Source organism: Halomonas elongata, assembly GCF_029081005.1.
GTDB classification, from domain to species: Bacteria; Pseudomonadota; Gammaproteobacteria; order Pseudomonadales; family Halomonadaceae; genus Halomonas; species Halomonas elongata_B.
This window is the reverse complement of sequence record NZ_JAJQTQ010000009.1, coordinates 37,709-61,886: the sequence shown is the minus strand read 5'-3', so window position 1 is coordinate 61,886 and position 24,178 is coordinate 37,709. Positions and strand designations below refer to the sequence as shown.

The 24,178-nt window shown below is 65.1% G+C and carries 25 protein-coding genes; 6 read left to right on the top strand and 19 right to left on the bottom strand.

The window, feature by feature from the left end:
• Positions 1-90 precede the first annotated feature (90 nt).
• The 11 genes from flgL to flgB form a co-directional block, all read right to left on the bottom strand.
• Positions 91-1,308: a flagellar hook-associated protein FlgL gene (gene flgL / locus LU493_RS08730; protein WP_275287401.1), complete on the bottom strand. Its 1,218-nt coding sequence runs from the start codon at positions 1,306-1,308 to the stop codon at positions 91-93.
• A gap of 18 nt (positions 1,309-1,326) precedes the next feature.
• The gene (gene flgK, locus LU493_RS08725) at positions 1,327-2,994 is read right to left on the bottom strand and encodes a flagellar hook-associated protein FlgK (protein ID WP_275287400.1); all 1,668 of its coding nucleotides are present in this window, start codon (positions 2,992-2,994) and stop codon (positions 1,327-1,329) included.
• 120 nt (positions 2,995-3,114) lie between these two features.
• Positions 3,115-4,098: a flagellar assembly peptidoglycan hydrolase FlgJ gene (flgJ, locus tag LU493_RS08720; protein ID WP_275287399.1), complete on the bottom strand. Its 984-nt coding sequence runs from the start codon at positions 4,096-4,098 to the stop codon at positions 3,115-3,117.
• Positions 4,098-5,213, bottom strand: a complete 1,116-nt coding sequence (locus LU493_RS08715) for a flagellar basal body P-ring protein FlgI (protein ID WP_275287398.1) — start codon at positions 5,211-5,213, stop codon at positions 4,098-4,100. The genes flgJ and LU493_RS08715 overlap by 1 nt, the downstream gene beginning before the upstream one ends.
• Before the next feature lie 25 nt (positions 5,214-5,238).
• Complete coding sequence (locus LU493_RS08710) at positions 5,239-5,919, bottom strand: flagellar basal body L-ring protein FlgH (protein ID WP_428994551.1); 681 nt, start codon at positions 5,917-5,919, stop codon at positions 5,239-5,241.
• Positions 5,920-5,977: 58 nt separating this feature from the next.
• Complete coding sequence (gene flgG / locus LU493_RS08705) at positions 5,978-6,760, bottom strand: flagellar basal-body rod protein FlgG (protein WP_275287396.1); 783 nt, start codon at positions 6,758-6,760, stop codon at positions 5,978-5,980.
• Between the two features lie 26 nt (positions 6,761-6,786).
• A complete protein-coding gene (locus tag LU493_RS08700; protein WP_275287395.1) occupies positions 6,787-7,548 on the bottom strand; it encodes a flagellar basal body rod protein FlgF in 762 nt (253 codons plus the stop codon).
• A gap of 17 nt (positions 7,549-7,565) precedes the next feature.
• Positions 7,566-9,113 carry a flagellar hook protein FlgE gene (locus tag LU493_RS08695; protein ID WP_275287394.1) on the bottom strand — a complete coding sequence of 516 codons (1,548 nt, stop codon included), beginning with the start codon at positions 9,111-9,113 and terminating at the stop codon, positions 7,566-7,568.
• A gap of 240 nt (positions 9,114-9,353) precedes the next feature.
• Positions 9,354-10,052: a flagellar hook assembly protein FlgD gene (gene flgD, locus LU493_RS08690; RefSeq protein ID WP_275287393.1), complete on the bottom strand. Its 699-nt coding sequence runs from the start codon at positions 10,050-10,052 to the stop codon at positions 9,354-9,356.
• 4 nt (positions 10,053-10,056) lie between these two features.
• A complete protein-coding gene (gene flgC / locus LU493_RS08685; RefSeq protein WP_275287392.1) occupies positions 10,057-10,464 on the bottom strand; it encodes a flagellar basal body rod protein FlgC in 408 nt (135 codons plus the stop codon).
• 15 nt (positions 10,465-10,479) lie between these two features.
• Complete coding sequence (gene flgB, locus LU493_RS08680; RefSeq protein ID WP_275287391.1) at positions 10,480-10,893, bottom strand: flagellar basal body rod protein FlgB; 414 nt, start codon at positions 10,891-10,893, stop codon at positions 10,480-10,482.
• A gap of 163 nt (positions 10,894-11,056) precedes the next feature.
• Between flgB and flgA the strand changes: the two genes are divergently transcribed.
• The 3 genes from flgA to LU493_RS08665 all read left to right on the top strand — a co-directional run bounded on the left by flgA (position 11,057) and on the right by LU493_RS08665 (position 12,790).
• Positions 11,057-11,764 (top strand): flagellar basal body P-ring formation chaperone FlgA, encoded by a 708-nt coding sequence (flgA, locus tag LU493_RS08675; protein WP_275287389.1) that lies wholly within the window; start codon positions 11,057-11,059, stop codon positions 11,762-11,764.
• A 289-nt stretch (positions 11,765-12,053) separates the two neighbouring features.
• The gene (gene flgM, locus LU493_RS08670) at positions 12,054-12,344 is read left to right on the top strand and encodes a flagellar biosynthesis anti-sigma factor FlgM (protein ID WP_275287388.1); all 291 of its coding nucleotides are present in this window, start codon (positions 12,054-12,056) and stop codon (positions 12,342-12,344) included.
• Complete coding sequence (locus LU493_RS08665) at positions 12,341-12,790, top strand: flagella synthesis protein FlgN (RefSeq protein ID WP_275287387.1); 450 nt, start codon at positions 12,341-12,343, stop codon at positions 12,788-12,790. Before flgM ends, LU493_RS08665 begins: the two co-directional genes overlap by 4 nt.
• Here LU493_RS08665 and LU493_RS08660 read toward each other — a convergent pair whose 3' ends face one another.
• The 6 genes from LU493_RS08660 to LU493_RS08635 all read right to left on the bottom strand — a co-directional run bounded on the left by LU493_RS08660 (position 12,791) and on the right by LU493_RS08635 (position 17,756).
• Positions 12,791-14,530 (bottom strand): sensor domain-containing phosphodiesterase, encoded by a 1,740-nt coding sequence (locus tag LU493_RS08660; protein WP_275287386.1) that lies wholly within the window; start codon positions 14,528-14,530, stop codon positions 12,791-12,793. It abuts the gene before it with no gap.
• Positions 14,531-14,640: 110 nt separating this feature from the next.
• Positions 14,641-15,072, bottom strand: a complete 432-nt coding sequence (locus LU493_RS08655) for a DUF7282 domain-containing protein (RefSeq protein WP_275287385.1) — start codon at positions 15,070-15,072, stop codon at positions 14,641-14,643.
• Between the two features lie 135 nt (positions 15,073-15,207).
• Positions 15,208-15,939 (bottom strand): anti-sigma factor, encoded by a 732-nt coding sequence (locus LU493_RS08650; RefSeq protein ID WP_275287384.1) that lies wholly within the window; start codon positions 15,937-15,939, stop codon positions 15,208-15,210.
• Positions 15,936-16,535, bottom strand: a complete 600-nt coding sequence (locus tag LU493_RS08645; protein WP_275287383.1) for a sigma-70 family RNA polymerase sigma factor — start codon at positions 16,533-16,535, stop codon at positions 15,936-15,938. Before LU493_RS08645 ends, LU493_RS08650 begins: the two co-directional genes overlap by 4 nt.
• 264 nt (positions 16,536-16,799) lie before the next feature.
• A complete protein-coding gene (locus LU493_RS08640) occupies positions 16,800-16,943 on the bottom strand; it encodes a hypothetical protein (protein ID WP_275287382.1) in 144 nt (47 codons plus the stop codon).
• 123 nt (positions 16,944-17,066) lie between these two features.
• Positions 17,067-17,756, bottom strand: a complete 690-nt coding sequence (locus LU493_RS08635) for a type 1 glutamine amidotransferase domain-containing protein (protein WP_275287381.1) — start codon at positions 17,754-17,756, stop codon at positions 17,067-17,069.
• Positions 17,757-17,996: 240 nt separating this feature from the next.
• On the opposite strand from LU493_RS08635, the gene LU493_RS08630 reads away from it, so the two are divergent.
• Positions 17,997-19,106, top strand: a complete 1,110-nt coding sequence (locus tag LU493_RS08630) for a cobalamin-independent methionine synthase II family protein (protein ID WP_275287380.1) — start codon at positions 17,997-17,999, stop codon at positions 19,104-19,106.
• Between the two features lie 442 nt (positions 19,107-19,548).
• On the opposite strand, the gene LU493_RS08625 is transcribed toward LU493_RS08630, so the two are convergent.
• Complete coding sequence (locus tag LU493_RS08625; RefSeq protein WP_275287379.1) at positions 19,549-21,216, bottom strand: alkaline phosphatase; 1,668 nt, start codon at positions 21,214-21,216, stop codon at positions 19,549-19,551.
• An 80-nt stretch (positions 21,217-21,296) separates the two neighbouring features.
• Here LU493_RS08625 and LU493_RS08620 point away from each other — a divergent pair, with 80 nt between their 5' ends.
• The gene (locus LU493_RS08620; RefSeq protein WP_275287378.1) at positions 21,297-22,097 is read left to right on the top strand and encodes a creatininase family protein; all 801 of its coding nucleotides are present in this window, start codon (positions 21,297-21,299) and stop codon (positions 22,095-22,097) included.
• Here the strand turns inward: LU493_RS08620 and ribA are convergent.
• Positions 22,079-23,167, bottom strand: coding sequence for a GTP cyclohydrolase II RibA (gene ribA, locus LU493_RS08615; RefSeq protein ID WP_275287377.1), 1,089 nt, complete (start codon positions 23,165-23,167; stop codon positions 22,079-22,081). The genes LU493_RS08620 and ribA overlap by 19 nt on opposite strands.
• Between ribA and LU493_RS20055 the strand changes: the two genes are divergently transcribed.
• The gene (locus LU493_RS20055; RefSeq protein ID WP_428994550.1) at positions 23,166-24,101 is read left to right on the top strand and encodes a RibD family protein; all 936 of its coding nucleotides are present in this window, start codon (positions 23,166-23,168) and stop codon (positions 24,099-24,101) included. The genes ribA and LU493_RS20055 overlap by 2 nt on opposite strands.
• The last annotated feature ends 77 nt before the right edge of the window (positions 24,102-24,178 follow it).

The window sequence follows — 24,178 nt, the reverse complement described above, 5'->3', positions numbered from 1 at the left end:
ACCGTCTTTAGACGGGCCCGCAGGGTAGCCGCCATGGATGGCGGCTATAGCGCAGCGATTAGCCCGCGCAGGCATTTGTGCAGTGTTTCCTTAGAGATACTGGAACAACGACATCCCCTTCAGATCCGCGAACGTCTTCTGGGAGGCCTGCATGCCGACCTGGCGCATGCTGTACTCGGATATCGCCTCGGCGTAGTCCAGGTCGACCAGGTCCGAGAGGGTCTGCTCGTAGTTGAGCATGCGGTTGTCGCTCACCGAGTCGACCACATCGAGCTCGTTGAGTCGCGCGCCCATGGAGGCACGCACGGTCAGGACGTTGTCGAGGCTGTTGTCGAGCTCGCGCATCGAGGTATTCAGGATGTTGCGGCGCGCCGCCTGTTCCTGAGAGGTCTCGGCGGGATTTTCCAGCACCGCGAGGGCTTTTTCGAACGACTTGAAAAGGTCGGTGTTCATGGTGTCGGCGGGGCCGACCGACAGGCCGTCGCCAGCCTCGGGGTCGCCTTGCAGTTCCATGCTCAGTCCACCGAACTTCAGGGGCTTGCCTGACTGGTAAGCGACATCCTGCATGCCCGCCACGGGCTCGCCGTCGGCGCTCACCGAGTAGGTCATGGCGTCACCGTCCTCGGCGAAGCTGATCTCGAAGCGCTTGCCGTAGTCGTCGGCATCGGCGTCGAGGATTTCCGGCCCGCTGAAGGTCAGATTGCCGGCATTGTCGGCATCCGCCTCGGCCACGTAGCCGGCGCCGCTCGGCACGCTCTGGAAGATGTCCTGGCCGCTGTCGCTCACTTCCATCAGGCGCGAGGCGTCGATGCGCTGTTGCCGCACCTCGGTACTGCCGACGTATTCGATATTGCCGTCGCCGTTCTCGACGAAGGGCTTGCTGCCGTCCTCATGGCCGCCGAACAGATAGCGTCCGTTGCCATCGGTGGCGTTGCCCTGACCGACCAGAGTTTCATAGACCCCGCGCAGTTCGCTGGCCACGGATTCGCGGTCGGCGTCGCTCAGGGTGTCGCTGGAGGCCTGGACCAGCAGCGTCTTGGCGCTGGTCACGGCATCGCTGACGCTGTTGAGCACGCTCTCGCCCTGGGAAAGCGCATTGCGCGCGCTGACTCGCGAGTCGGTGTACTGCTGGGTGATGGCCATCGACTGGTCGACCCCCACCGCCCGCGAGGCCGCCTGGGGGTCATCGGAGGGATTGACCACCCGACGACCGCTGGCGATCTGCTGACTGACATCGAGAAAGCCGCTCTGCTGCTGGTTCAGGGAGGAGACGCTCTGCTCGAACATGGTGACGGTGCTGATACGCATGTGAGATGACTCCCGAAATCAGGCGCGCAGGCCGAGAATGGTATCGATCATCGTCTTGCCGGTTTCGATGACCTTGGCGTTGGCCTGGTAGTACTGCTGGTAGCGGATCAGGTCGGCGGCCTCCTCGTCCAGGTTGACGCCGGACGCGGACTGTTGAGTGGCTTCCAGCTGTTCGGTGAGCCCCTGCCGGGCCTCCAGATTGACCTGGACGACATTGGTGCGGTTGCCGACATCGCTGACCATGGCGCCATAGGACTCACTGAGCGAGGCCGAACCGCCGACCACGCTGGCATCCTGCAGGTCCTGCATGGCCAGGGCGTTCTCGTTGTTGCCGGAGCCCCCCGAGGCGCTCGCCGCGGCGATCCGGTCCAGATCACCGATCGCCGTCTCCAGGCCACCCGCCGCGTTACGCACCGGCTGGACCTCGAAGCTGTCATGCTCGGCCAGCTTGCCGGCGTCATCGAAGGTCAGGGTCACCCCACCGAAACTCAGGGTGGCATCGCTGCCGTCATTATTGGGGTCGTTGAAGGTCACCTCGTCGGCGCCCAGCACCTGGCCGGTGTCACGCCGCATGACCTCGAAGGCGGGCGGATTGCTCTCGCTGTCGGTGACCTTGACGGTGTAGTCGCTGGCACGCAGGCGATCGATGTTCTCGGTATCGAAGCTCGCACCGGTGATTTCGGCCCCGCCCGGATTGTCGGCGGCGGCATAGGTGCGCGGCTGCCCGATCTCGAAGAAGTCGCCGCCGGCCTCGCCGTCCAGGTCGACGCCTTCGGCATGCTGCTCGTTGAAGGCCGTCGCCAGCGACACCGCCATCTGGCCGATCTGGTTCTGGGTCTTGTCCAGGGTCTCGGAGCGAAAGCTCATCAGGCCCCCCAGGCTGCCGCCGGTCACGGCGCCTTCTTCCATGGGCACGACATCGCCGCCCGAGTTGCGATAGCCCAGCACGGTACGCTGCGGATCATCGGGCGAGTCGATGGCCTGCAGCGCGAACGACTCGCTCCCGGCTACCAGGGGCTGGCCGTTGGGCAGGCTGACGTTATAGGCCTTGCCGTCCTGGACATCGAGGCGCACGCCCAGTCGCTCGTTGAGTTCGCTGACCAGCTGATCGCGCTGGTTGAGCAGGCCATTGGAGGCCTCGCCATCGCGCGCCCGGGCCAGGGAAATTTCGCGATTGATCCCGGCCAGTTGCTCGGTGGTGTTGTTGATCTGGGTGACCTCGTCACGGATCTGGCCGTTGACCCCCTCCTGCATGTCACGCAGATAGCCGTCGAAGGAACGGAACTGGGCGCCCAGGGTATCCGCGCTGCCCAGCACGCCCTGACGGGCGGCAGGGTCGGCGGGGGAACTGGCAAGATCCTCCATCGAGGAGAAGAACCCCTGCATCAGGGGCGCCAGCCCCGCCTCGCGATCGGCCAGCAGGCTGTCGATCTGCTCCACCTGGTTGCGATAGGTGTCCAGGGCACTGGACTCGCTGGTCGCCGCGTTGAGCTGGTCGGCGACATAGCGGTCGAACTGGCGCTGGATGTCGTTGACCTGTACCCCACCCCCGGTGGACCTCTCGCCGAGGATCGCTTCCTCGCGATTGTAGCCCGGCGTGAAGACGTTGCTGATGTTGTTGCTGGTGGTGCTCAGGGCGTTCTGCGCGGCGTTGAGCCCACTGAGTCCGGTGGAGAAGATGCTCATGTCGGAGATTCCTTGTGCCGATGACACCCTTATCGGCCGATGGGCGTCCGGCTTGAGGCCTGTCTCGGCGTAAAAAGCCGGCTCGTCGTGGAAATCAGGCTCGGCGTGAACGTTGGGCGATCAGCGTTGTGCCAGTCGCGAGCCCTCCAGGGGCCCCAGCGTATCCATCACCGCGACCAGCTTGTCGGCATAGGCCGGGTCGGTGGCATAGCCGCCGCGCTGCAGGGCGTGGGCGGCCTGGTCAGCCGTGGCGGCCTCGGTGACGCCGGCATAGCGCGGGTTGTCGCCGATCAACCGGGCATAGTCGGTGAAGGCCGCCTCGAAAGAGTCGTAGACGCGGAAGCGATCACGCACCGCCCGGCGTTCGCCGTCGATGACTTCATGGGTAGCGATCTCGGTGGTATCGCCCTGCCAGCCCTCTCCCGCCTTGATGCCGAAAAGGTTGTGGCTATTGCCGCCGTCATGCGTGGCGATCTCATGGCGACCCCAGCCGGTTTCCAGGGCAGCCTGGGCGAGGATGAGCTCGGCCGGCACCCCGGAGGCCTCACTGGCCGCCTGTGCCGGCGCGGCCAGGCGCCCGACGAAATCACGCACATGCGATGGCCGATCGTCGGCGACGGCGGACGCACTGTCCCCGGCGGAGATGGCCTTCACTTCATCGAGGAAGTTGTCGGGTGTGCTGACTTCGGGGTCGTCCTCCGGCGCCAGCGCATCCTCGAGGGGGCGCGGCGTGCCTCGGGGGATCCCGGCGATCAGTGCCTCGATGTCTTCGTCCTGGCGCGAGCGAGCGTTGTCGAGCCGGTCGCCCAGCTGGGCGAAGAGTTGTTCGGCCAGCCCGGTGCCGCGATCGGCGATGTGCTGGGAGAGCTGCTTGTCCAGCATGGAGGTGTAGAAGTCGGTGTTCCGATCATCGAGCAGCCCCGAGCTCGGCACGGTATCGCGCATGCTCTTCATCATCATCTGCACGAACATCGCCTCGAACTTCCTGGCCGCCCCCTCCAGGCCCTCTTCCGGGGCACGACGCGCGGTATGCTTGAGCCGCTCCAGCCCCTGCACGTCCATGGCGAGATGCTCGCCGACGCCTTGTCCGCCACCCAGGCTCATCAGATGATCTCCAGTTCGGCACGCAACGACCCCGCCGATTTCAGGGCCTCGAGGATCGACATCAGGTCATTGGGTGTGGCCCCCAGGGAGTTGAGGGCATCCACCACATCAAGCAGGTTGGCCCCTTCCACGACCTTGAGCGTGCCGGGCTGCTGCTCGATGCTGACCTCGGCGTCCTGCACCACCACGGTCTCGCCCTCGGTGAAGGGGTTCGGCTGGCTGACGCCATAGTCGCTGTCGATGACGATGGACAGGTTGCCATGGGCCACCGCGGCCTGATGCAGGGTGACGGCACCATTGAGCACGACGGCCCCGGTGCGCGAGTTGAGCACCACCTTGGCCGGTGCCTCGGTGGGGGTGACCTCGAGGTTCTCGACCCGCGCCATGAAGTTGACCCTGTCGTTGGCATTACCGGGGCCATCCAGGGAGATGACCCGACCATTCTGCGCGGAAGCCACCGAGTAGCCGAACGATCGGTTGATGGCGTCGACCACTCGCTGGACCGTGCCGAAATCGCTCTGGTCGAGCTGCAGCTCCAGGCGGCCATCATTGCTGCCCAATGCCAGCGGCACTTCCTTTTCCACCGTGGCGCCATTGGCGATGCGGCCGCCGGCCTGCTGGTTGATCTGTACACTCGAGCCACCGGCGGAGGCGCCGGCACCACCGACCAGCAGGTTGCCCTGGGCGATGGCATAGGTATCGCCATCGGCCCCCTTGAGCGGCGTCATCAGCAGGGTGCCGCCACGCAGGCTGTCGGCGTTGCCCACCGAAGAGACCACCACGTCGAGGCGCTGCCCCTGCCGCGCGAAGGCCGGCAGATCCGCAGTCACCATCACCGCCGCCACGTTGCGCAACTGCATGTTGGTGCCGGCGGGCACGGTGATACCCAGCTGCGAGAGCATGTTGGTCAGGCTCTGGCCGGTGAAGGGTGCCTGCATGGTCCGGTCGCCGCTGCCGTCCAGGCCGACCACCAGCCCATAGCCGACCAGGGCGTTGTCCCGCACGCCGGCGAAACTGGCGATCTCGCGAATGCGCTCCGCCTGGGCCGGCAGGGCGATCAGGCAGGTGAGCACCAGCACCACCAGCCGGCGCCAGCCTAAGAACGTCTTGTGCATGCTACCGAAGCTCATCCTGCCACCACTAGAAAGGCGAAATATTGAGGAAGAAACGCTGCAACCAGCCCATGTGCTGCGCCTCGTTGATGTAGCCATCGCCGACATACTCGATGCGGGCATCGGCCACCGAGGTGGACGGTACGGTATTGCTGCCGGTGATCGAGCGCGGATTGACCACGCCGCCGAAGCGAATGAACTCGGTGCCCTGGTTGATGGCGATCTGCTTTTCGCCTCGGACCCGCAGGTTACCGTTGGCCATCACCTCGATGACCGTCACCGTGATGGTGCCGGTGAAGGAATTGGTCGCCTCGGCACCACCGCCTCCCTCGAAATCGTTCTCGCCTTCGATGTCGAAACCGTACTCGGCGAGGGTGTCGAGGGCATCGGGCAGCTCCTCCAGGGACAGGCTGGAGGAGCCGTTGCGGTCGGCGTTGGAACGGGCGTTCTTGCTGGCACTGACCTCCTCGTCCAGGACGATGGTCAGCACGTCACCGACCTGGCGTGGACGACGGTCCTCGAACAGTGGCTGGGAGCCGCGATGGGCTTGATAGATGGACCCGTTGGGTATCGGCTGCCGACTCTCGGGAATATCGACCTTTTCCTGCTCGCCGACCACCGAGGCCCGGGGAATCTGGGCGCAGCCGCCCAGCAGCAACGCCATCAACAGCGCCACACCGAACAGCCGGCGTCCGGCACCCGCCATCATCCCGTTCATGCTCTCGCCTCCCTGCCATTGCGCCGCCTGATCATGGTGTCGTTCTCCGTCACAGCTGGGTGAGACGCGCCAGCATTTCATCGCTGGTCTGCACCGCCTTGCTGTTGATCTCGTAGGCGCGCTGGGTCTGGATCATGCCGACCATTTCCTCGACCACATTGACGTTGGAGGTCTCGACATAGCCCTGGGAGAGACGCCCCGTGCCATTCATGCCGGGAATGCCCTCGTTGCGCGGTCCCGAGGCGGTCGTCTCGCGATAGAGGTTGCCGCCGATGCTTTCGAGGCCGGTGGGATTGACGAAGCTGGATACGGTGATCTGACCGACTTCGTTGGACTCGCTGCTGCCCGGCTCGGTAACCGAGACGATGCCATCCTCACCGATGCTGACCGACAGGGCGTTCTGGGGAATGATAATCGCCGGCTCCAGCGGATAGCCATTGGCGGTGACCATCTGGCCGTTCTCGTCCATCTGAAAGCTGCCGTCACGGGTATAGGCCGTGGTGCCATCCGGCATGCGGACCTGAAAGAAGCCCTTGCCGTTGATGGCCAGGTCACGGGAGTTCTCGGTGTTCTCGAGCCCCCCCTGAGTGTGCAACCGCTCGGTGGCTACCGGGCGCACCCCGGTGCCGACCTGCATGCCGGAGGGCAGGCGATTCTGCACATCGTTCTGGGCCCCCGGCTGGCGCAGGTTCTGGTAGAGCAGGTCCTCGAACACCGCTCTCGAGCGCTTGAAGCCGTTGGTGTTGACGTTGGCCAGGTTGTTGGAAATGACATCCAGCTTGACCTGCTGGGATTCCAGGCCGGTCTTGGCCGTCCACAATGAGTTGATCATCTCGGGTTCCTCGTGATCCGGTCGCGTCAGCCCTGCAGGGCGAGCAGACTATTGGCGCGTTGGGCGTTCTCGTCGGCGGTTTCGATGGCCTTGGTCTGCAGCTCGTAGCGGCGCGCCACGTCGATCATCGACACCATGGCGTCCACGGCACTGACATTGCTGCCTTCCAGGGCACCGCTGGCCACGCGGGCGTCCTCGTCGGCGGGCAGGGCCGCCACCGCCCCGCCCTCGCCGGGCGGCGCTCGGAACAGGCCATCGACGCCACGCGTCAATCCATCCTCACCGGGCGTGACCAGCTTGAGGCGTCCCACCGCCGCCAGGGCATCGGCTTGTTGCCCGGGCGCGATGGCACTGATCGTGCCGTCGCTGCCCATGGAGAGCTCGGCGCCGAGAGGCACCTGGATCGGGCCGCCGTTCTCGCCGAGCACCGGGCGACCGGCGCTGCGCAGCAAGCCGTCACCATCCACCTGCAGGTCGCCGCGCCGCGTGTAGGCCTCGCCGCCGTCCGATGCCTGGACGGCCAGCCAGGCATCATCCTGCATGGCGACATCCAGGGTGCGTCCGGTGCGGTTCATCGGCCCCGGCGAGAAGTCCGAGCCGGGGGTGGAAGCCGCCACCGAGACTCGGGTGTCCAGTTCGCCATCGCCCTGGACCGGTACCGCGCGCATGGCGTGCAGCTGGGCGCGAAAGCCGGTGGTGGAGACATTCGACAGGTTGTGGCTGACCACACCCTGTTGCTCCATGCTTTGCCGGGCCCCGCTCATGGCGGTGTAGAGCATGCGATCCATGTGTCACTCCGGCGCGATCAGCGCAGGTTGATGGCGGTCTGCAGGACTTCGTCCTGGGTCTTGATGGTCTGGGAGTTGGCCTGATACGAGCGCTGAGTGACGATCATGTCCACCAGTTCCTGGGCCATGTCCACGTTGGAACTCTCCACGGCACCGGACTGAATGCCGCCCAACTGGCCGGTGCCCGGTGCGCCGATCAGTTCCTGACCGGACGCGGCGGTGGCGCTCCAGGCGTTGTCGCCCACCGGATCGAGGCCTTCGGGGTTGCGGAAGCTGGCCAGGGAGATCTGGCCCGCCGAGCGCGACTGCTCGTTGGTGTAGTTGCGCACGATGGTGCCGTCGTCCTCGATGCTGATCCCCACCAGGGAACCGGAGGTGTAGCCGTCCTGGGTCAGATCGCTGGCCCGGGAGGTATTGCCGAACTGGGTGGAGCCGGCGATATCGAGGTTGAAGGCCAACTCAGCGGCCCCCCCTCCAACATTGAAGGCCATGGCTGTCTCGACACCGGTATCCAAGCTATTGTAGGCAGTGGTATACGCCGCCTCGGCAGCATTACGTTGCTCCAGTGTCGCTGTATATGCTGTTTTCGCGTCATTCAGAGTCGTCTCGGCCGTATTGCGAGTCGTCTTTGCGGCCGCCAACGCATCCTGATTCTCCTGAGAGTTATCGTCATCCACGGCCGCTTGTGCAGCAGCAACAGCAGCCTCGGCCTCCTCATATTCCACCTGGGCAGCATCACGGGAATTGGTCGCCGTCACCAGTTCGGCTTCGCTCTGCTCCAGTGTGCCCTCCGCCTGCAGGAAGTTGTCATCTACCGTGGCTACGCCCTCATCCTGGAGTTGGCCATTGTTGTCGAAACGTAAGAAGAAATCGTTATCTTCCGAGTAGTTGCCGTCCATGACCGTCCGACCACGCCAGGTATTGGTATCGACTTTCTCGTAGTAGACGGTGGCGTTGCGCGGGTTGCCGAGGGAATCGTAGGCCGTGAAGTTGTTGGCGTAGTGGTAGTTCAGGGTCTGCTGATTGTTGGCCGGATTCGCCATATTGGTGGTCACGTCGACCTGGTCGAGCTCCTCACCGGCCGCTTCACGGGAATCCAGGTTGAGGGTGGTGGCGACGTCCGTGGTGGCACTGGCCGCCATTTCCTCGGCCGAAACCTGCAGCACCTCGGGCTGGCCGCCGGTCTGCACCTGGCCCGCGTCATTGACGCCGAAGCCCATCAGGCGCGCGCCCTGGGCATTCTGCAGGTACCCATCCGCGGTCATGGACAGCTGGCCGTTGCGCGAGTAGACCACCTCGCCATTCTGCTGCATGCGCAGAAAACCCTCGCCGCTGATCCCCAGATCCAGATTACGGCCGGTGGATTCCAGATTGCCCTCGCCGAAGTCCTGGAGCACTCGAGACACCTTGGTGCCGAGCCCGACCCGGGAGTTGGCATAGACATCCGAGAACAGGGTATCGCTGCCCTTGAAGCCTACGGTCTGGGAGTTGGAGATGTTGTTGCCCAGCACGTCAAGGCTGGAAGAGGCCGCGTTGAGGCCGCTGAGTGCTTGTGAAAAGCCCATGTATGGTTCCCCTTGTCTTGAATCTTCAAGGAAACACTGAACAAATGCCTGCGCGGGAAAATGGCAAATCACTTCGTTGCGTGGTGCTCGGAATCCTCACCTATATTCCATAGGCTCCGGTTCCTGTGCTCCATGCCCCTTGTGTGACCCACATGGATGTGGGAAATGCGATGGCCCGTCGGGAACGGGCCTAGCCTTCGCACCGCTCGTCGATTTGTTCAGCGCTTCCTTAGCGGTTCGTTACAGGATCTGCTTGATATCGGACAGGCCGACCCGACCGTAGACGGCCCCCAGGTCGAGCTGGATGTCGCCGTTATCACCGGACGGCGTGACACTGTTGACCACGGCATAATTGAGGGTCTCGACCGGCACCGACTCGCCCTCGCGGCTGGCCTCGACCGAGACGTTGTAAGCTCCCTCGACAGCGGCCTCGCCATCGCTGGTCTTGCCGTTCCAGCTGAAGGAATCCACACCGCTATCCACCGCGCCGACGTCATAGCGATTGATGACCTGGCCATCGCCATTGGTGATGGTGACGGTGACATTGTCGGCGGGGCTCTCCAGCTCGACACCAAAGGGCGTGGTGTTTAACTCACCTTCCTCGCCCTCACTCAGCAGGACACGGTCTCCCGGCACCAGCACGCCCTTGCCGATCAGGCCGGAGGCCTGCAGGGACTGGCCGGCATCGATCTGGCCATTGATCTCGGAGAGGGAGTCATTGAGCTTCTCGACCCCGCTGACGGTGTTGATCTGGGCCAGTTGCGAGGTGGTCTGGTGGTTTTCCATCGGGTTGAGCGGGTCCTGGTTCTGCAACTGCGTCACCAGCAGCGTCATGAAATTCTCGCGCAGTTCACCGGACTGGCTGTCGCTCAAGCCCCCGACGCCGGAGCCGCCACTATTGAGCGTATTGATCACGCCCGAGTCTATGGTATTGGCCATGCCGTCAGCCCTCGCCCATGCTCAGTGTCTTGAGCAGCAGTTGCTTGTTGGTATCCATGACCTCGACGTTGGCCTGGTAGGAGCGCGATGCGGAAATCATGTTGACCATCTCCGCCGCCGGGTCGACGTTGGGCATGTCCACATAGCCCTGACCATCCGCCAGCGGGTGCTCGGGACGATATTCCCGACGCAGCGGCGACGGGTCCTCGACCACCTCCCGCACGCCGACGCCGCCGACACCGGAGCGCGACTGGGCGCGCGTCTCGAACAGCACCTGCTTGGCGTGGTACGCCTCACCGTCGGGGCCGGCCACGCTGTCGGCATTGGCCAGGTTGCTGGCCGTCACGTTCATGCGTTGCGACTGGGCGCTCATCGCCGAGCCGGAAATATCAAATACGGAAAACATCGACATAATGGCCGCTCCTGGTCATTCGGGCTGCATGGCCGATTTCAGGCCCTGGATTCGGCGTCCGATAAAGGTCAGTGCCGCCTGGTAGCGCACGGAGTTGTCGGCGAACTGGGCGCGCTCACGATCCATGTCCACGGTATTGCCATCGAGGCTGGGTTGATCGGGCACGCGATACTGCAGCTCCCCGCCGGGCAGTGCCGAGCCCTGCCCGGCCAGGTGCCGCACCGAGGTCTGCTCCAGGGCGAGCCCTTCGCCGCTTCCGCTCCCCTGTTGCATGGCTCGCTCGAGCGCGCTGGTGAAATCCATGTCGCGCGCCTTGTAACCCGGCGTGTCGGCGTTGGCGATATTGCTGGCCAGGACCTGCTGGCGCTCATGGCGCAGCGACAAGGCCTGTTGATGGAAGTTGAAGGCGGCATCGAGCTGATCGATCATCCGGCACTCTCCGGAAAAAGGAATTCGTCGACGTTGGAGAATAGCGACTCCCTTGTCCCCCCAAAGGCGTGAACAACCGACGTTACCGGGGCCATTTCCGCGATTCCCCCAGCGCGCCCGGCGCTAGACTCGACGGCCAGGCTCACCAATCCCGATGCGAGAGATGACCCGAACGATTCCGGCGACAACGCGTGTCTCGATGGCCCTGGTCGTCACCCTGACGGTCGCGAGCCTCGTCGCGCCCCAGGCTCGGGCCGCCGATAAGGCGACGCTGGACAGCGTCCGGCAATTCCTCGAGGCCCAGGCCCGCTCCCTGGGCGATGACGTCGAGGTGACGCTGTATCCCCCCGCGGCCAAGTTTCCGGCCTGCCCCGCGCCCAGCCCCTTCCTGCCCAGGGCTTCCCAGCCACCGATCGGCCGGGTCTCGGTAGGCGTCAAGTGCGGCGAGCAGGGGCGGCGCACCCGCTTCCTGCAGGCCGAAGTCTCGGTGATCGGCGCGCACCTCGAGACAGCCCTGGACATCGCCGCCGGCGAAACCATCACGCGCGACCACCTGGTCATTCGTCATGGCGACCTGGCGCGCCTGCCACGCCAGGCCCTGCGGGATGCCGAACAGGCCATCGGACGCGTCGCCATGCGACCGCTTTCCGAGGGGCAGGTGCTGCAGGGCTATCAGCTCCGCAAGCCACGACTGGTGAATCGAGGGGAGGAAGTCACGCTCGAGGCCCGCGGCAGCGGCTTCCGCGTGACCCGATCGGCCGAAGCACTGGCGCCGGGCGGACGCGGCGACCGCATTCGCGTGCGCCTCGACAACCGCGACGTCATCAATGCTCGGGTGATCGGCAAGCGCCGCCTGGTCGTGGACAACTGATACCGTCTTGCCCAGACTGAACGGCACCATCGAGGATGCGCCGAACACATCGGCGAGCGCAGACCGTTTTCAGGCCAATCTTATGGAAACGCTGAATAAATCGCCGAGCATAGTGAAGCGCAAGGCGCACGGAGCGCAGAAAGCGAGACATAACTAGTAGTTAGGCGAGCTTTCGAGCACCGCGCAACAGAGCGATTTGCATGCGCAGGCATTTAAGCAGTGTTTCCCTAAAGTTCATGACTCACGCGCCGATAGCCTCCCTATCAGCACCGGTCACGAGGCAACCAGAGTGAAAGTCGACAACCACCAGCCACTGCGCCCCGATCAGACGACGCAGGGCGAACCGGCTCGCAAGGCACAGGATACGCCGCCCGCCCAGCACGCCAGCGACGATCCGGCCACCATGACGCACTTGCGCCATGCCGGCACCGATACGAGTCAGGACATCGATGCCGCCCGCGTGGACGAATTGCGCGATGCCATCCGCGAGGGCCGCCTCGAGATTCGCCCCGAGCGCATCGCCGATGGCCTGATCGCCAGTGTGCAGGATCTGCTGGTCGATGGAGATTCGGAGGCATGAGCCTGACCCGCCTGCTCGACGATCAGCGAGCGCGGCTCGATACGCTCGCCAGCCTGCTGGAAGAGGAACGCACGCTGTTGCTGGACGGTCAGCCCGATGGCCGCGCCCTGCAGCGCCTGGCCGACGACAAGGCGCGTCTGCATGACACCCTCGAATCGACGGAAGCCAGGCGCGCCGAGGTACAGCAGCGGCTGGGTTATGTGGCGGGTCCCGCGGGGGCTCGGCAGGCCGCCGAGGATGCCGGCTGCCTGCCGCAGTGGGAGGCGACGCTCGACGCGGCGAGGCGGGTCTCACGTCTCAACACCGGTAATGGCCACCTGCTGTCGGTGCGCATGACGCACAACCAGCACACGCTGGACTACATCCACCGCCTCGCCGACCCCGACGTCTATGCCGCCGACGGCCGCGCCGGCTTGCAGACACGCCGCCTGAACGCGCAGGCCTGATCAGGTTCGCGCGTCCAGCCAGGCCTCCAGTGCCTCGGCCTCCAGCGCTTCACACACCCCATCGCCCTGAACCAGACCGGCCACCAGACAACCGGCGACCTCCCATTGCGTCTCGGTCGAGACGCCAGTCACCACGCCTTCGAGTTGCAGCGTTTCCAGGCCGCGTGCCAGCGCCTCGAGGCCGCGAGCGGCCGGGGTATCATGCCGACGGAGGGCGGCAGCGACGCTCGGCCCGAACGTCACGCGGGACACCGGCAACCCGGCGAGCCGCATGATATCCACAGCCCCCTGGCCGGCATGACTCACGGCCAGACGCACGCCCAGGGCCGACAGGCGCCGGAAAAGGTGCGCGTGTTCGGCAGCCTGGTCGATGAAGGCCCGCTCCTCCAGCTCTAGACTCAGCCAGCTCACGTCTGTGGATAACGCGCGCAGGGCGACATCCAGCGGGCGATGATCGGTCACCGATTGATCCAGTGTGGCCGCATCGACATCGAGCGACAGGCCGAGGGTCGCCAGCTCGCCCCCCTTTTCTTGCCAGGCCGTGCGCTGCGCCGCCAAGTGATCGATGGTCCAGCGATCCAGCCATACCGCCTGCCCCATTTCCGCCACGACCGGCAGGAACTCGCTCGGCAGCAGCTCGCCCCACTCGGGATGCAGGAGGCGCAACTGTGCCTCGACATCCCGGCAACGCCCGTCATGGGGGGCCAATCGAGGCTGATAGACGATCCGGAAATACTGCGTCGGCTGGAGCAGGGCATCCTGCACGAATTCCCGAAACGCCAGGCGTCGTGCCAGGACCGCTCTGAGGGAGGGATCGAAGAAGGTGTGCGTCGCCGGCACCGCACGCAGCAGCGCGGCCTCGGCACTTTCCAGCAACCGCTCGATCATGTCGCCATCCTGGGGATAGATGGCGATGCCGAAGGAGAGCGTCAGCAAGGGCACCTCATGCTCGACCCGGAAGGGCGCCTCCATGGCCTCCTGACAACGCAGCGCGACCATCTGCAAGCCCTCGGGAGACACCGGCTGCTCGACCAGGATGCCCCAGTGGCCCTGGCCCAGGCGAGTCAGGCTGTCTTCGCCGCGCAGGGTCTGTACCAGGCGTCGACCGACCTGCTGCTGCAGCGCATCGAAGCCGGCCTCGCCGAAACGCGCGCGCAGCGCCTCGCGATCATCGAGCCTGGAGAGCAATAGCCCGACTCTCTGGTCGAGTCGATCGGCACGCTCCAGCGCATGTTGAAGTCGGTCCTCGAACAGCCAGACGCTGGCCATCCCGTCGAGGGGGTCATGAAAGCGGTGCGCCGTCCCGGACGAGGAGTGCGGTGCCTCATCACGCGGGTCGATGAAGGTCCACAGGATCGACGCCCCATCCCGGCGCGACGGCAGGCGTGTCTCGGACATCAAGACGCCACGCATGCCTCCGGTCGCACCATCGCCGACCTGGACGCGTTGCCAGGCCCCGGCCCGGGACTCGGCGGTGAACCATGAAGGCTGCAACGCCTGGCGACGCACGAGTTCCGTGCCGACATGGCCCGACACCTCGTCGAGCGACCAGCCCGACAAAGCGCAAAAGCCTGCGTTGGCCCACAGCACGCGATATCGCTCGTCCAGCAGGACGATGCCCGCCGCCGTGCCGGAAGCCGCCAGCATCGGCCATCGAACGGCCGGGTGGTGGATCACCTCGGCACCGATGTCCTTGTCCACGGCACCATCCTGCGCCGCATCATCCCTTTTGTCCGCCATGGCATCCCATCCGTCCCACAGTCCCTGTCACCACCCTCACTGTAAGATCTTTCGGCCGAATACGCCGCATCTTGAGGCGAGGACGTATGGCGACGCCCCCGCCCACTGCCTTACTGAACGGTGATGATGGCCGTCACCAGATCGCCATCCTGTTTGATCGGGCCGTCTTCCTTGGCACCGAGGGTGTACTCGAAAACGCCCGTCTGCATACCGCCCGCTTCGCCATGAAGCATCAGCATCAACTGCTCTCCGGCCTTGACCTCTTCGGTCAGGATCGCGGTGATATCCATGTTCTCGCCTTCCTTGAGAGGGGCATGGCCGACCACACGACCCGGCTTCTGGCTATCATCGGTGCGATGAACGACCAACCAGCCGTTGCTGTCCGCCACGATCTTTTCCGCCGATACCGTACCGCCGGAGACCGATTGATCATCGGCCCAGACGCCCGGATGCATGTCGCCGTGCATATCGGCCTGAACCGCGGAGGCGACCGCGAACAGCGAGACGGATACGAATGCGCTTGCCACGAGTTGTTTCATCATCATTCTCTCCTTGCTATCGGACACGACCCATCAAGCATGCATTGCGTGTGATGGTCGTGCCCCTAGCTACGAGAGACGAGGCAGAAGGTTTCAGCCCGATGCGAAAAATCGTCTCGCCGACACCCCGACGAATGCCTAAAGGCGATGCTGCCCCGCTTCCTTCTCCGTGGGATAAAGATACCCGTGGATCGCCGGTCCCGTGGGCTGCCCGGTGGGAGAGCCGCCGGCAGGCTCGACACTGATGCCAAAGGTCGCGTTCTTGAGAAGCTCGGAGTCATAGTGGCTCAAGGCGGTGGGATCCAGGCTGAGATCATCATTCAACACGCCCACGGATCGAGGATCGGGGCCGAGCGGGTCCGCCTTGATCCAGAGTTGATAGGACTTGTCCGGCAGAGGTTCGGCCGTCACCGGCTGGACATTCAGTCGCTGACTGGCGAGATCGACGGTCAGCATGAAGGCAGGCTGTTGATCATTCTGCTGGAAGACGGCGACGAACGGCGGCTCTGCCGCCTCCCGACCGAAGGGTGTCACCAGCAGAATCGCCATCACCAGCGCCGCGGCGGTCGCCAGCCCGGTGCCCCACTGCCAGTAGCGGAGGCGCTTGCGGAGCCTGATCACCCTTGCCTCGCCGGTATCGGCCTCCATCTGCTCGATTCGACGCTCGATCCTGGCCAGCAAATCCGGGCCGGGCGTGATGGCCTTCACCTCATCGCCCAGGGGAGCCAGACGCGACTCCCAGGCACGAATCAGCGCATCCAGTTCGGTGTCGTGCTGTCGACGATGCGCCACGGATTCGCGCTCATGGGCGTCCAGCGTCCCCAGGACGAACTCCGCGGCCAGCATGTCGAGATCGTCGTGGTCGGTCATGGTGACAGACACCCCTTGAGTTGCTTGAGGGCACGATGCAGCCAGGTCTTGACGGTATTCACCGGCTGGTCAAAATGCGTCGCCAGGTCGGCCCGCGACCAGCCATCCAGGTAGGCAAGCCTGACCATGTCGCGACGCCCCTTCTCCAGTTCGTCCAGGCATGCGTAGAGGCGCCGGGCGTCCTGCTCGGTCTCCAGCCGGGCCTGAGCCGTCGGCTCGACGGAGGCCACATCGTCGAGTGCGTCCTCTCGTTCCACTCGCCGGGCCGGGTGCCGGCGCAATTCGTCAATGGCGCCGTTACGGGCGATGGTCACCATCCAGGTGATCGATGATGCCTTCGCGGCATCGAACTGCCCTGCCTTCTGCCAGATACTGACGTAGGCTTCCTGCACCACATCGTCGGTCCACCCCCTGTGTCGGAGGATACACAGCACCGTGCCGTAGAGTTTCGAGGAGGTGGCTGCATAGAGCTGCGCAAAGGCCTCGCGATCCTTGAATGCCACGCGCTGCAGCAGGCCATTGAGCCGGTCGGTGGGCGACGAGTCGGAACTCGAGGCGTCGTCACGAGCCGTGGACGAACGAAAGGCATCAGACATGCAGGGGTCTCTGGTTGTTGTCTGAAACGGCAGTCAGCAAAGCCTGTCGCCTCGGGGCAAGCCGGTCAAGCGTCCATCAGGATTATCGCGGATAACGATATCGTGCGTGAGCACACGGCATCGAGGGGAAGAAAGGGAAGAAGAGGAAGAAAGGGAAGAAAAGGAGGTGTGCACGCCGCCCGGCAGTGCCTGAAAGGATCACCGGGCAGTGCGAAGCAGCGGACCGATGCTCACCGGAGAGCGCGGTGAGTCGGGCCGGACGGATCAGATATAGGAGTAGGGCATGCGAGACTGGAAGCCACGATAGGCGCTCTCGGTCATGGCTTCCAGCACACGGTAGGCCATCTTGCCGAAACGCTTGAACAGGGGCAGACGGTCGGTACGTTCAACAACGGTGGTGGTTGTCATGGCATTCGAACCTGTGCGTCGATGGGTGTGCCATGGATTATACCTTGGTCTATGAACTTTAGTCTAACTTCCTTGCACACCCATCGCCGGACCCGTGCCCCGGCCAGCTACCTGAAACGCCTCTCAGTCCCGAGACAAGAGCCCATCACGCAAGGCTTCCCCCACCCCGGTAGCCGACTGCGGATTCTGGCCCGTCACCAGCCGGTCATCGGTGACCACCTGGGTCGTCCAGTCGGCGGCAGGGTGCAGCTTGGCGCCACGCTCGGCCAGCCTCGACGCCAGCAGGAAGGGTACGACCTCGGTGAGCCCGACCGCCTCTTCCTCGGCATCGGTGAAGGCCGCGACGTCCCGGCCGGCGACCAGGCGGGCGCCATCCGACAGCGTCACGTTCACCAGGGCAGCGGGGCCGTGGCAGACCGCGCCCACCATACCGCCTTGCTCCCAGATCGCACGCGTCTTGTCGTTCACGGCGGCACTGTCGGGGAAGTCCCACATGGCACCATGCCCACCGGCGAAGAAGATCGCCGAATAATCGGCAGGGTCGATCTCGGCAAGCGCCCGGGTGCTGCGGAGCCGCTCGCGGAAGTCGGCATCGTTCCAGTAACGGGCATTCGTCTCGTCATCGAGATCGAAGCCATCCACGGGCGGTTCCCCGCCCTGAATGGAAGCGAACTCCACCGGGATGCCAGCTGCTTCGAACACCGCCAGCGGATGCGTGACCTCGGACAGGAAAAACCCGGTCGGATCACCGCCCTCGCCCTTGGTGCCATGACTGGTCATCACGATGAGAATCGGTTGGATCGCATTGCTCATGAGTCAATTCCTCCGGTCAGGCGATACGCACGCCTGCATTGAGATGTCCCGGGTAGATGCGGGCATGTCTCCCGCAAACCAATGCCTCACCAGTCAGTCACGACAGTTTGCCCGGGGATTCGAGCTCTCTTCATGAATGAAATTCACGTTACCCCTGAAAAAGTCTCGCTTCACGCCTGCCGTCGAGGCGAATAAATTTAGCCTGTTAAATAATTTTCAATTCGCTCCCTGGAGTCCGAGATGGCATTTTCCCGTCCCCCGTTCCGCGCCGATGTCGTCGGTAGCCTGCTGCGCCCGTCGCCGGTCAAGGAGGCCCGCCAGCAACGGCAGGCGGGACACCTGGATGACGAACGGCTGCATACCGTCGAGGACGAGGCGATTCGACACGCCGTGGCATGCCAATGCCAGGCAGGGCTGCAGGTGGTGACAGATGGTGAGTTCCGTCGCGCATGGTGGCACTTCGATTTCTTCGAAGGCCTGCAAGGGGTGGAAGGCTACGAGGCCGATCAAGGCATCCAGTTCACCGGTGTGCAGACCCGGTCGCGCAATGTTCGCGTGACCGGCAAGCTGGGGTTTGGCGAGCATCCCATGCTGGAGCACTTCACGTTCCTCAGGGAGGTGGCGGATGGTGTCATGCCGAAGATGACCATCCCGAGCCCGAGCGTCCTGCATTTCCGTGGGGGCCGCAACGTGGTCAGCGTCGAGGCCTACCCGAACCTCGATGATTTCTTCGATGACCTCGCCCGCGTCTACAAGCAGGCCCTGCAGGCCTTTTATGAGGCGGGTTGCCGCTACCTGCAGCTGGACGACACCGTCTGGGCCTATCTCTGCTCGGAAGAACAGACGGCCAGGATTATCGAACGCGGAGAAGACCCGCAACAGCTGCAGCGAACCTATGCCCGGGTGATCAACAAGGCGCTGGAAGACAAGCCGGACGACCTGATCGTCAGCATGCATGTGTGCCGAGGTAACTTCCGTTCCACCTGGATCTCCGAAGGCGGCTACGAGCCCGTCGCCGAGACCCTGTTCGGATCGGTGAATGTCGATGCCTTCTTCCTCGAATACGACACCGACCGGGCCGGCGGTTTCGAGCCGTTGCGCTTCATCAAGCCGGGCCACCAGAAGGTGGTGCTGGGGCTGGTCACCAGCAAGACCGGAGAACTGGAGAGCGCCGAGGACGTCAAGGCACGTATCCATGAAGCCGCCCGCTTCGTCGACCTCGATCAGCTCTGCCTGAGCACCCAGTGCGGTTTCGCCTCCACCGAGGAAGGCAATACCCTGAGCGAGGCGCAACAGCAGGCCAAGCTGGAACTCGTGACCCGGATCGCCCGGGAGGTCTGGGGCGACTGAGGCCAGACTCCAGGCTCGGTATCAGGGCCAGTCCAACATGGCGCGCTGCATGGTCCTCATTTCTGTCAACGACCCAACTGACGCGCCCAACGACTCAGCCCTGTACGCAGCGATTCAGTTCACTGGCAGTCGGGGTGAAGACACCGGCCATCGTGCCGGTTTCTTCGTTTCCAGGGATTCGATCCCGTGCAGCCAACTCGGGCCACACGCGGCCTTCAGTCCAAGCAAGCCCAGGATACCTGTATCCGGGCCCTCAAGGCCCGTGGCGTCACGGTTCACTGGGGGCGTCATCGACTCGACCAGGTTCTCTACGGAACAACGCTGACTGGATGCGTCGCCACATATCCAGCGAAGAACTCGAAGCTCACCAGTTACCTGAGCGCGTACACACGCGAAAGAAACCAGCCGACAAACCTGATTACTGGTAGATTGCCAGCCATGGTCATTCACCTGGCTGCCACTGGCATGCCGGCAGGGCGCCATGACGAGGTATAACGGCGCTCTCTGTTTCATCCTCACCATCGGCGAAGTACCGCTGAAGCCAGTGCCGCCAGCAGGCCATGGTCGAGGAGGCGGGCGTCGCGGCAGGGATCAGGCCGTCGCGAAACCCGTGCTCCAGAAAGGGAGCGACAAGCTCGGCATCACGGCTGAACAGGTGCACGGGGACGTCCGGGCTGGCGCCAGGGCCCGTCACCACCGGCGCCGCGGGATGGTCGCCCATCACCATGACCAGGCCGTCATCGTCGAGGTAGCGTTCGACCCACGCCAGCGTCACCCGGAGGGAATAACGGACCGCTTCGGCGTAATGACGCCGCACCTCGTCCATATCCCGCCACAGGACCTCGGGCTCGGGCCCCGCGTCCGCCCAGCGCCGAAAGCCACTGCCATCGCCGATGGCCGCCCAGTCGCGCACGGGCAGGATCGGCGTCCAGGGAGCATGGCTACTGATCAGCGCCACCTGGGCGAAGACGGGCGCATCCTGACTGTCGAGCCAGCGTGTCGCCAGCGTCTTCAGACTGTACTGATCGGGCATGGTGACCCAGTGCAGCGAAGGCCCCGCATAGCCCATGCCCCCGGCATCGACCAGAGTATCGAAACCATAGGCCCGGCCTTCCGGCCAGGCCTGGGTAATCGCCGGCATCAGCGCCAGGGTATGGTGCCCCGTCGCGGCGAAATCCTGCACCATGGAGCCTCGCCGACTCTTCAACAACAGCCGGTAGTCCAGGCCATCATCGATGGTCAGCCCGCTGAGCACGCTGGCATGGGCCAGCCAGGACTGCCCGCCCCGCACGGGCGAACGCAAGCGTCCGGAAACGCTGGCGATGCCCTGGTCGGCCAGCGAGTACGATGCCTGTTTCAGGGTATCCCGCAACGAGGCCGCGTCCTCCTCGAGCAACGACATGCCGTAGGACTCGATGAAGATCAGCACCACGTCTCGCCCCTGCAACCCCGGCAGGGGCGTTACCTCCGGCTGCTGACGGCGCTGGCGCTGCTCGAAGCGCCGTCGCGCCGCGAGGGTTCGAGGCAGTTGCTCGGCCTGCTCGACCACGACGGATGCCAGGGGAAAATCGATTCCCGGGCGAGGAGCGTCGCGCAGGTAGCCCGCGCCCAGCGAGACACCCGCCAGGCCCATCATGCCGACGGAGAGCCAGAGTCGGCGCAAGCGGGGAGTCCGCGCACTCGCGGCACAAGCCCCACCCAGCCCCCGTGACACGACCCAGACGAGCCCCGCCAACCCCGACACCATCACGGCCACGACCAACAGTGCCGGCAGATTGCCCAGGTTGGAGGTCAACAGCTGATAGCCCGCCGACAACAGGGAGGCGTCCAGCCAGACATTCAGCTCACGTCCGAAGATGGCGAATGTGGCTCCTTCGGCAAGACTCAGGGTCACCGCCAGCATCAGCATGGCCGCAATGCTGACCAGCACGACTCGCCGCGGCGGCAACCAGAGCAGCAGCACCGCCAGCAGGACCACATCCAGGGGTACGCGCAGCAACCACTCGACGCCCGGCCCAACGCCATCCCCGCCGGCCATGACCACCAGCATCAGCAGGCCGCCAAGACGCGCCAGCAGCCACAGCATCACCACGACACCCAGCCATTTCATGCCTGATGCACCTCGCCACGGCCCACTCCCGGCGCGTAAAGTCGGCATTCACGACCACCGCCAAGGGAGTTGCGACCGCCATGGCCATCCATCACTGGACATCGCTCCATGCCCCCGATGTGCCCTCCCTGACGAGAACCGACAGTGTTGCCGTGATGGTACTCGGTGCCATCGAACAGCACGGCGCTCACCTGCCGCTGTCGACGGACCTGGATATCGGCGAGGGGCTGCTCGACGAGACGCTGCGTCACGTCGCGCCCGACCGTTCGGTGTTCGTCCTGCCGCCCCTGAGCGTGGGCGCCAGCGAGGAGCACCGCGACTTCCCGGGCACGCTGTCGCTGCCCGCGCCGGTGGCCCAGGCCACCCTCGAGGCGGTGGGCGACAGCCTCGCACGGAGCGGCATTCGGCGCCTGATGCTGATCAACAGCCATGGCGGCAACCAGGCCATCATGCAGCAGGCCGCCCTGACGCTGCGTCGACGTCACGGCATGCTGGTGGTCAAGGCCCCCTACATGACGCTCGCCCCGCCGGATGGCTGTCTGCCCCGGGAGGAGCTGATCCACGGGTTGCACGGCGGGGCACTGGAAACGGCGATGATGCTGCACCTCCACCCCGATCGGGTGCGACGAGACGCCCTCGGTCACCCGCCTTCCGTGGGCGAACGATTGGCCGCCCGCCAGGCGCGTCTCGGGCCCGAAGGCGACGCCTCCTTCGCCTGGCTGGCACAGGACCTCCATCCCGGTGGCGTGGTGGGCAATGCCGCCCTGGCCACCGACGCGCTCGGGCAACAGCTGGTGTCTCACTTCGGCCGAGCCCTGGCGGAGGTCCTCGATGACACGGCACGGCTCGATATCACGGGCTTTCACGCCGAATCGTCCTGATCGAGGATATGTTCGAGCCAATGTCCGGCACGACCGGCCTTGGCGGCGAGATAGGCCCGATTCTGCGGGGTGACCCGCCCATAGATGCCCTGGCGCTTCGTCACCTCGATGCCGGCCTCCATCAACGCCGCCATCTTGCGCGGGTTGTTGGTCAGCAACTGGACACGCCCGATCCCCAGGTCCTGAAGCATGGCCACGGCCGCCCCGTAACGACGTTCGTCATGACCGAAGCCCAGGCAGCCATCCGCATCCAGGGTATCCAGTCCGGTGTCCTGCAACCCGATGGCACGCAGCTTGTTGGCCAGTCCGATGCCCCGTCCCTCCTGGTCCAGGTACAGCAACACCCCACCGCCCAGCTCGCGAATGCCGGTCACCGCATTGCGCAGCTGCTCGCCGCAATCACAGAGCAGGCTGGCGAACAGGTCCCCGGTCAGGCACGCCGAGTGCAGGCGGATCGGCACCGCCTCGGGCCAGTCGTCGGGTTGGCCGATGACGATCGCCAGGTGCTCACGCATGCCATCCGCCTCGCGGAACAGGATGAACCGGGTGACCTCGGCATCGGCCAGAGGCACCGACGCGTCGCTGACCCGTACCACCTCATGACTCAGCCGGCCCAGCGTCCGCTGCGCTTCGGTGGCATCGAGCGTCAGCAGCGTGCCGGATGCCACCAACCGGGCGATCTCATCACGGCGCCCGTGGCGAGGAGCGGCGACCACGGCCGCCGGCACCAGCAGGCCCCGGCGCATCATGTCCAGGGCGACGCATTCCGCCGATGTCGCGGGTACCGCTGCGTCATGGGCTGGCAGCTCATCACGCCCAGGATCCAGGCGCTCGCCGGACTCGGTCAGTACCAGCGATACCGTATCGCTCGGGGCCTCGAGCCCCGATGCTTCCAGGCGATGGCGCGTGACCACCAGCCTCGGTCCCTCGCCACAGCGCTCGAGCAGGGTCGACAGCTCACCCTCATGATGGCCCTCGACGGGGCGCACCAGACGGTCACCCTCGGCGGCGGTCAGCAGCACGGGCACGCCTCGCCGTAGATCGAAGATGGCTCTTTCCAGCTGATACATGACGCTATCCTCTCGCTGTCGTACTGGCCCGGTTGTCCTTGGCGGGCGATCCCCGCATGATGATTCGGTCCCCTCGGAAGGAGCCCCCATGCCCTGTTCCACGCCTCGTATCGACGCCTGCTGGCAGGCCCTGCTGAGCGCGCGCGATCACGACTGGTCGTCGGGTCCCCTGGCCGTGGATCTCGCCCCGGGCCGCCTGACGATGACGGGCGACGCGACCTGGCGCGCCGACCCCGAACTCGATGCCGACAGTGCCGACCTGCTCGATGCCCTGCTGCCCATCCTGTGTGCCCCGGAGGGCTGCATCATCGGCCAACTGGGGCAGAGCCTGGATGGACGCATCGCGACTCGGACCGGGCATTCCCACTACATCAACGGCATCGCAGCGCGCACGCATCTGCATCGCTTGCGGGCCCTGGCCGACGCCGTGGTGGTCGGCGCCGGAACCGTCGCCGCGGACGACCCGGCGTTGACCGTGCGGCATGTCCCGGGCCCCCATCCGCTGCGCGTGGTGATCGACCCCAAGGGGCGACTCGCCGAGCATCATCGTCTGTTCACCGATGGCGAGGCCCGAACCCTTCATCTGGTGGCGCCCGGCGCTCTCTCCGATGGCGGTGCGACGCACCTGCAACGAGAGGAACTGGCCGTCGCTCCCGATGACGCCCTGGCCCGGGCGGTCATCGTCCGGTTGCGCGAGGCGGGATATCGACGCGTCCTGGTCGAGGGCGGCAGTACCACCCTGTCGCACTTTCTGGCGGCGGATGCCCTGGACCGCCTGCACCTGCTCGTCGCCCCATTGTTGATCGGCTCGGGCAGGGCCGGCCTGAACCTGCCGCCCATCGATACCCTGGACGACGCGCGACGCCCAACCTGCCGCCGCTTTTCGCTGGGAACCGACACCCTCTTCGACCTCGCGCTTCGCGGGGAACGATGAGAAGGCCGGAGAGTCGGCACCTGGAGGTCGATCGGTCCGCGGCATCATGACCACGACCAGCAGCACCAGGGCACCGG